The sequence below is a fragment of the Ruegeria sp. BHSB056 genome (assembly GCF_059613305.1).
This window is the reverse complement of sequence record NZ_JBXWSG010000135.1, coordinates 1-5,970: the sequence shown is the minus strand read 5'-3', so window position 1 is coordinate 5,970 and position 5,970 is coordinate 1. Positions and strand designations below refer to the sequence as shown.

At 55.4% G+C, this 5,970-nt stretch carries 9 protein-coding genes; 1 reads left to right on the top strand and 8 read right to left on the bottom strand.

Annotated features, from left to right (window positions below; genetic code table 11):
- The 7 genes from AC2FND_RS19330 to AC2FND_RS19300 form a co-directional block, all read right to left on the bottom strand.
- Positions 1–195, bottom strand: a 195-nt coding sequence (locus tag AC2FND_RS19330) for a hypothetical protein (protein WP_496771344.1), incomplete at its 3' end; no start/stop codon positions are given.
- Between the two features lie 107 nt (positions 196–302).
- Positions 303–491 (bottom strand): hypothetical protein, encoded by a 189-nt coding sequence (locus tag AC2FND_RS19325; RefSeq protein ID WP_496771343.1) that lies wholly within the window; start codon positions 489–491, stop codon positions 303–305.
- Between the two features lies 1 nt (position 492).
- The gene (locus AC2FND_RS19320) at positions 493–1,047 is read right to left on the bottom strand and encodes a hypothetical protein (protein ID WP_496771342.1); all 555 of its coding nucleotides are present in this window, start codon (positions 1,045–1,047) and stop codon (positions 493–495) included.
- A gap of 29 nt (positions 1,048–1,076) precedes the next feature.
- Complete coding sequence (locus AC2FND_RS19315; protein ID WP_496771341.1) at positions 1,077–1,466, bottom strand: hypothetical protein; 390 nt, start codon at positions 1,464–1,466, stop codon at positions 1,077–1,079.
- A gap of 94 nt (positions 1,467–1,560) precedes the next feature.
- Positions 1,561–2,259 carry a hypothetical protein gene (locus AC2FND_RS19310; protein ID WP_496771340.1) on the bottom strand — a complete coding sequence of 233 codons (699 nt, stop codon included), beginning with the start codon at positions 2,257–2,259 and terminating at the stop codon, positions 1,561–1,563.
- A complete protein-coding gene (locus AC2FND_RS19305) occupies positions 2,256–3,629 on the bottom strand; it encodes a DUF4055 domain-containing protein (protein WP_496771339.1) in 1,374 nt (457 codons plus the stop codon). Before AC2FND_RS19305 ends, AC2FND_RS19310 begins: the two co-directional genes overlap by 4 nt.
- Positions 3,626–3,817 carry a hypothetical protein gene (locus AC2FND_RS19300; protein ID WP_496771338.1) on the bottom strand — a complete coding sequence of 64 codons (192 nt, stop codon included), beginning with the start codon at positions 3,815–3,817 and terminating at the stop codon, positions 3,626–3,628. Before AC2FND_RS19300 ends, AC2FND_RS19305 begins: the two co-directional genes overlap by 4 nt.
- Before the next feature lie 1,303 nt (positions 3,818–5,120).
- Between AC2FND_RS19300 and AC2FND_RS19295 the strand changes: the two genes are divergently transcribed.
- The gene (locus AC2FND_RS19295; RefSeq protein ID WP_496771337.1) at positions 5,121–5,291 is read left to right on the top strand and encodes a hypothetical protein; all 171 of its coding nucleotides are present in this window, start codon (positions 5,121–5,123) and stop codon (positions 5,289–5,291) included.
- On the opposite strand, the gene AC2FND_RS19290 is transcribed toward AC2FND_RS19295, so the two are convergent.
- Positions 5,271–5,970 (bottom strand): hypothetical protein (locus tag AC2FND_RS19290; RefSeq protein ID WP_496771336.1); only part of this gene is annotated, 700 nt, incomplete at its 5' end. The genes AC2FND_RS19295 and AC2FND_RS19290 overlap by 21 nt on opposite strands.

Genomic DNA, 5,970 nt, shown 5'->3' with positions numbered 1-5,970 from the left:
GTTTTTGAACTCCAGAATACGTCGGAACAGTTCGGTCGATTGCCGCAGCGATGGCGCGGTCAGGATGACCGTCTTACCTACAGAGAAGTCGTCATAGGCCAATGATCCGCATGTTGTCGATTTGCCCGACTGACGCCCGCACAACGCCAAAACCATGCGGTCTTCTTCACGCTGTGCGGGGTCAGTGCGGAGCAATTCCTTTTGCCAAGGGTCGGGTTCACCAATCGTCAACCTGAACCTTTCAACAGGGTCCAAACTGACGGTCAGTCCTTGGAGGAAGGAATGCAAATGGGGGTCGTGTATCACTTCGTTCTCCCCGGCCATTGCGACGCAGGTTTCAGCATCCCGCGCGCGGCCATTTCGGCGAGGAGTTGAACTAATTCGGGCGGCTCGTCGGCGAGCTTCTTGCGAACGTCATGTGGGCTTGTGAGGTCGGCTGTCTCAAGCTGATCCACAATGCGCTGGGTGAGTTTTGCAATACGTGTCGGCATGTTAGGTGCGGTCGTCCACGAGAACGGGTTCCTTGATTACGCCCATCCGATCCATCTCGTTCAGAAAATCGTGCTTCGCTTCTGGGTGACGGTTCAGCACATCCAGAATGATCTGGCGCAGTTGGATGAACTGCGGGCTTTCGTTCAGGTTCAGATGAACATCCATCTTTTTGTTCAGCTTGCCGTGCAGGTCGGCCAATGCCATCAGCGACTGCCTCAATTCCTTGAGCGTGCCGAGTTGCAAAACCTTTTCCTCATCGTCCTTTGCGCTTTGCAGCAAGGCTTTCAGTTCACGCAAAACCCACTTGAGGTCTTTGTCCGTGTCCTCCCCGAACTCGTTGACCATCTCCACTTTCTGCTGGATTTCGGCCAGCTTGGACGCGTGCAGAGCAGTCGCGACGATTTCAAGACGTTGCGCCTCACCGATTTTCGCCATGTAGCGATTAACCGAGGTGTCAGACACGCCGATCTCTTTCGCGACCGCAAACATGGATTTGCGCCCGAGGACAATGTCTCGCACGAGATCATTGCGACGCGCCTCGGGAAGCATTTCCATCTTATGTCGCCGGGTGCGGGTCATTCCGGTCAATTGCTCACGATTTGCAGTTCGACGCCCAGCTTCTGTGCCTCGGCTTTTGCAGCCTGATACTTGCGCACGTCGCGGGCGTCAGCGCGGCTGAGACGGATCGGTTCGTTCGGTTTGAAATTTTGCTGGGTGTCGTTGCCCTGCGGGCCATTCATCACGCGCGTTGCCGCATCAGTGATCGCTTGCAGGTTTTTCGCGCTTTCGGCGATCTCCGCGTCTTTTTTCATGTTTTGCAGCTTGTCCAGAAGCTCGTCGTTTTTGGCGACGACGCCTTTGATCTGGGTTTCGACCTGTTCGGAAAGCTGGGGGATAATTGCTTCCGCAATCTTGGGGGCGAGCGCGGCGATCAACGCCTCTGCCTGTTTCGAATTTTGGTCTTCGTCGGCCATGTGAACCTCCTATGTTTGACGAATGGGGCGAGCCGAAACCCGCCCACTTGTTCGCCAAAACAAGAAGTCGCAGGCCTCACCCACAGAACGACAATCAGGCAGCTTCCGGTTGTGCTACAACCGAAGAAGAAGGTGCTATCGAATAAACAAAGGTACTGCTCCGCACGATCTCACCTTTGGCGAGCGCGTTGTTCAGGAGAGTGCGAACTTGGTGATCTGAACCCCCGACGGCGTGCAGGATTTCTCTGAATTTCCGGGGTTTCTCTTTGATCTGTTCCAGCACAATCGCACGCATCTCAGAATACCTGAGTTTCACGGGTTCGCGGTCGGGTGTGTGTCGCGCAAGCTCGTCCGCCTGTTCCAGATGCTTGGACTCAAAAACCGAGCGGCGTTGCGCGACGATCTTTGCCTGACGCTCACGCGCGGCCTGTGCGCGGGCGGCTTCGGTCTTCTTTTGCGCCCAGAGTTCGCGGGCAACATCCAATTTGGTGAACGTCGACTCGCGCGCATCGTCAGGAGGGTCTTTCCCCTCCAAAATCGCAATGACCTGACTCCGCAAGATACTCGGTTCAAGGTCACAAATCCCGCAAATCGTTTTACGTGACTGCGCCCAGCCACCAGTGTCAGCCGTCAGAAAGTTCAACGCTTCATCGCGCGCGGCACGTGCCTCGTCCTGTTGAGACGCAATCGACAGCGAACCGAACAAGTCCAAGATGGCGCGGGCGACAACGGAACGGTAGAGGCCGACTTCGCCGACCTCCGCCGTCTTATTTTTTCCAATCGCGTCCGTCATGCAGGAAACGGCAATACAGAGGCGTCGGTTTCGATCATCTCTTTCTCGTCGTCGATGGCACGGTTCACGTCCATCAGTTCGCCTTTCTTCATGTTCATCAGGAGCGTGTCGTGCGAAATCGCACCTGCCTGCCATGCCTTGATCAGCGCGGTCAGGGTTGGCGCGTCCATCTGGGATGTGATGAAATCGCGGTGCAGTTTGACCTTGACCTGATCGGACGAGCCAGGTGTCGTCCATTCAGCAGCAAGTCGCAGCAGTTTCAGGATTGCCGACTCGACCATGTTCACCGACGAATGAAGCAGGGAAAGCTCGGAACGGTGGCGAAGCTTGGCCGTGTCGGTGGTCTCATTGCGCCCTTTGCCATCATAGACCATTCGCGCGCCAAGCGTCGCCATCTGCGCCGTTATGTCGTCGAGGGCAGCTTTCTGTGCCGCGATGCCCGCGCCCGTAAATTCGAGCATTCCAGCGGTCGCACCTTCGGGCAAAACCCAGAATGCCCCTGAACCGATTTGCGTCGGTTTGTTCTTCTCGTTGATCGATCCGGCGACCCAAGGTGTCGGTTGGGACGTCAGGAACAGAGACCAGAAATAGTCAGCCGACACGCGCCAGTGGGCAAGGTTGACGTTGACGAGATCAAGGAACGGTGGCTTCTCAACATCCGCCTTCAAGTTATAGGGCGAGACGATCACAGCCGGGATTTCGTTGAGGGTTTTGCCATTGACCGACGGAACAATGTCTTCGCCAATTTTGATCTCTTCGACGGTCTGGGTCAGTTCGCCCGAGCGTTTGGATTGCACATGGAAACGCTGCACGGTGTAGGCGGGGGACAGGGACAGGACGAGGTGTTGTTCGACCCCTTGGTCGAGTTCGTCGTTGCGTTCGTTCAGCCGCAGGTAAGTCAGTTTCTGACGCCCATCGACGATTTCTTCGCGCCAATCCAGAATGCTATCCGCGTCGAAGGTCGAAATGAACGGGGCATCTGTGACCAAATTGCCGTCAGTGGGATAGTCGAGGATCATAGCGTATCGACCCATCGACATTGTCTCGCGCAGCGCGTCTTCGATCAGCACATCCAGAGAGTTGCCCTCAAAGGTCGCAAGGGTGCGCATGGATTCGATGCGGTCAGGCAGTTCAACGATTGATTCGTTGCGTGTAACCGCGCCGACCATGCCGCGCAGGGTGCGTTCGGCCACCGCATAGAACGACGACCCCTGCACATACCGCGTGTATTGTGCCTGCGTCATGCCTTCGGGTCGCGGCAGGTAAACCGGGCCGCGATTTTTCAGCCGGTCTTCGCCGTGCAGAACGTCGCGGATTTTGTCATAGGCAAGACGCATCTCCGCATAGGTTGCATGTTCGATCTTGGTCATTGGATCAATTCCTTGACGGCGATGTGCCACGGGATGTCAAACCAAGTGGTGTTCTTAAGGACATGAACACGGACGCCTTCGGGCATTCGGTCGGCGGCAACGCCGTCTTTCTCGACGCGGGGATGCTCGTCCGGGGTTTTGATCGCGTCCCGGATCAGTTGTTGCAGGGCGTCCGGCTTCAACGGCACGTCGAGATTCCAAGCGTTGAACAGTTCAGTCGCGCAGAGGCGCGACCCGTGAGGGGTTTCTGTGATGTGACAAGTTTTCACGTTGAGTTCCTTTCAAGACAGTTCACGGGCTTTTGGGAGGCGGGAAAGGAACCGACCTGTACGCAACCCGTGAACGCTCGATTGCGTACACCGAACATTACGGGGATAGGCGGGGGCGGCGTTACCAGAGTTTCAGGTGTTGGAGCGGAAATTGCGGATGCGGGATCGGCTGAGGATTTGCGCCTGATCTTGGTGCGGGGTTGCCGTGGGCATTGTCGGGGATTGACCGCGACTCGCAGAGACGCGCGTAGACGCGGTTTGATGGGGGCAAGGTATGTCGTGTCGGAAAAGCGCGGTGCACCGGCGTCTGACCGCGCTCTGACGCGCTCTGATGGCGAGCCGTGGGATTGGCAGGGTTGTGTTTGCACGCGGTCGCGATTGCGGTGGGGAAAAACGTGGATTTTGTAATCTTCTAAATTTCCCCGGGGGCGGGGTGGGTCGCTCAGAGAAAGGGGGTGTCCTGCGCGCGAATGCCTTATGGGTATACGTTGGGCATACATTGGGCACCAAATGTATATACATCCAATATGCGTACCGCAGTTTCACATGCCGCATTACAAGGAATGAGAGCAGGATTGAACTGTAATAACAACGCGTTAACTACACAGCCATTGTCATAAGTCATGATCGTGACTGCAACGTGCTTTCGCAGAGATGCACAGAAAATCCATCAGAGGACGCGTTTCTGCGCGGAGACACACACCGCTAAGCCGCAGGATGCGCATACGCGCACGAACTCAGGAATGCCGATTGATTGCTCGATATGCTCCACAAAAATGTTGCATCGCGCGCACGTATCACGCGCACGCGCGCGACGATCAAAACAAAAACACCCTGTAGATCACTATGCGCCAGCATCAACCCTGCTCACCAAGCACACTGAGCCAACTACACTGAACTACACATGAACGCCTACTGCCCTACGTGCAAACCACTGTAAAACAAGCAACAACTACAATAACTACAAAAACTACATCGGCAAACTGGCTGAATGACCGCTGCAAAAATAATTTTGTTTGTCCCCACAAAAATTTTTTTTTACGCGTGCGCGCGCTAGTGCGTGCGTAAGCAGCCACGTTTCTATGTCGTATTGTAGTTTCGCCCGGCGTTCTCGCCCCGACACCTATAACTGAGTTATCATCACCCGGTATTCTGGTCGCGGCACAACCCGCGCCCCGATTATATTCGTCTTCGTAGACCATCCCACAACGGAGAAACGAACATGGCATTTGATTGGTCAACCACGCACCGCAACCGCGACCGGCTCGTCAAACGTATTGAACGCCTGCCCTACAACGACAACCCCAAACGCGTTGACGGGTGGCTGCGCAATCGTGTGGACGCGCCCGTTAGGCGCGCCCTCATGTCTGAACTATACGCGCTTACGGCGTAACCCTTTCCAAAACTTCATGCGGCGACGGGCAATCTCCTCCTGCTCGTCGCGCGCCATCGCATCGTTCTCGTGCGCTAGTTTCAGTCTTTCTTCAAATCGAGCTTCAACTTCAGGCATGTAGTTTCCATCTGGGTACTTTTCCTTCAATCGTTCGCGCCCTAATAAGCCTGCGTTCTCATAGATACTCCCAAGTAATCTCTGCTTCCATGCGTCAGCCGTCGCCATGAACTCGTCCAGAGTCTCATACTTCCGATACATCCGGGTTTCGATCAGTTCACATTCTGCATCCGTTGGCTCGCGCCAATCGCTCAGCATGCGAAAGCCATCCGTCTCAGCTACCATTGCGTGCGGTTTGACGTCGTAGACATCGTACCTGTCACCTACCCAGTAGTATCGAACCTCATTGCGCACCTTCAGTCTTATCTCAGGATCACCGTGAACCTCGCCTTCAATGCTGAAATACGAGACTTCGTATCCGTCGAATTCCTCGCCGTTCCAAGGTTCAACAGGTGTAGAATGATGCGGGGGATTAGGAACAGGCTCAGGTCGCGAATATGACAGGCGCGCCTCGTCAACGATGGGCAACGTCATATCAACGTCGGTCAAAGCCCAAGCCATACCGATTTCTTCCTGCGAACGTCCAAGCAAACCAGCATTACCGACGCGTCGCTTAAATGAC

Excerpts from the sequence above, each read along its gene's own strand:
- AC2FND_RS19325 (WP_496771343.1), bottom strand. The coding sequence starts at position 491 with ATGCCGACACGTATTGCAAAACTCACCCAGCGCATTGTGGATCAGCTT.
- AC2FND_RS19320 (WP_496771342.1), bottom strand. The coding sequence starts at position 1,047 with ATGGAAATGCTTCCCGAGGCGCGTCGCAATGATCTCGTGCGAGACATT.
- AC2FND_RS19315 (WP_496771341.1), bottom strand. The coding sequence starts at position 1,466 with ATGGCCGACGAAGACCAAAATTCGAAACAGGCAGAGGCGTTGATCGCC.
- AC2FND_RS19310 (WP_496771340.1), bottom strand. The coding sequence starts at position 2,259 with ATGACGGACGCGATTGGAAAAAATAAGACGGCGGAGGTCGGCGAAGTC.
- AC2FND_RS19305 (WP_496771339.1), bottom strand. The coding sequence starts at position 3,629 with ATGACCAAGATCGAACATGCAACCTATGCGGAGATGCGTCTTGCCTAT.
- AC2FND_RS19295 (WP_496771337.1), top strand. The coding sequence starts at position 5,121 with ATGGCATTTGATTGGTCAACCACGCACCGCAACCGCGACCGGCTCGTC.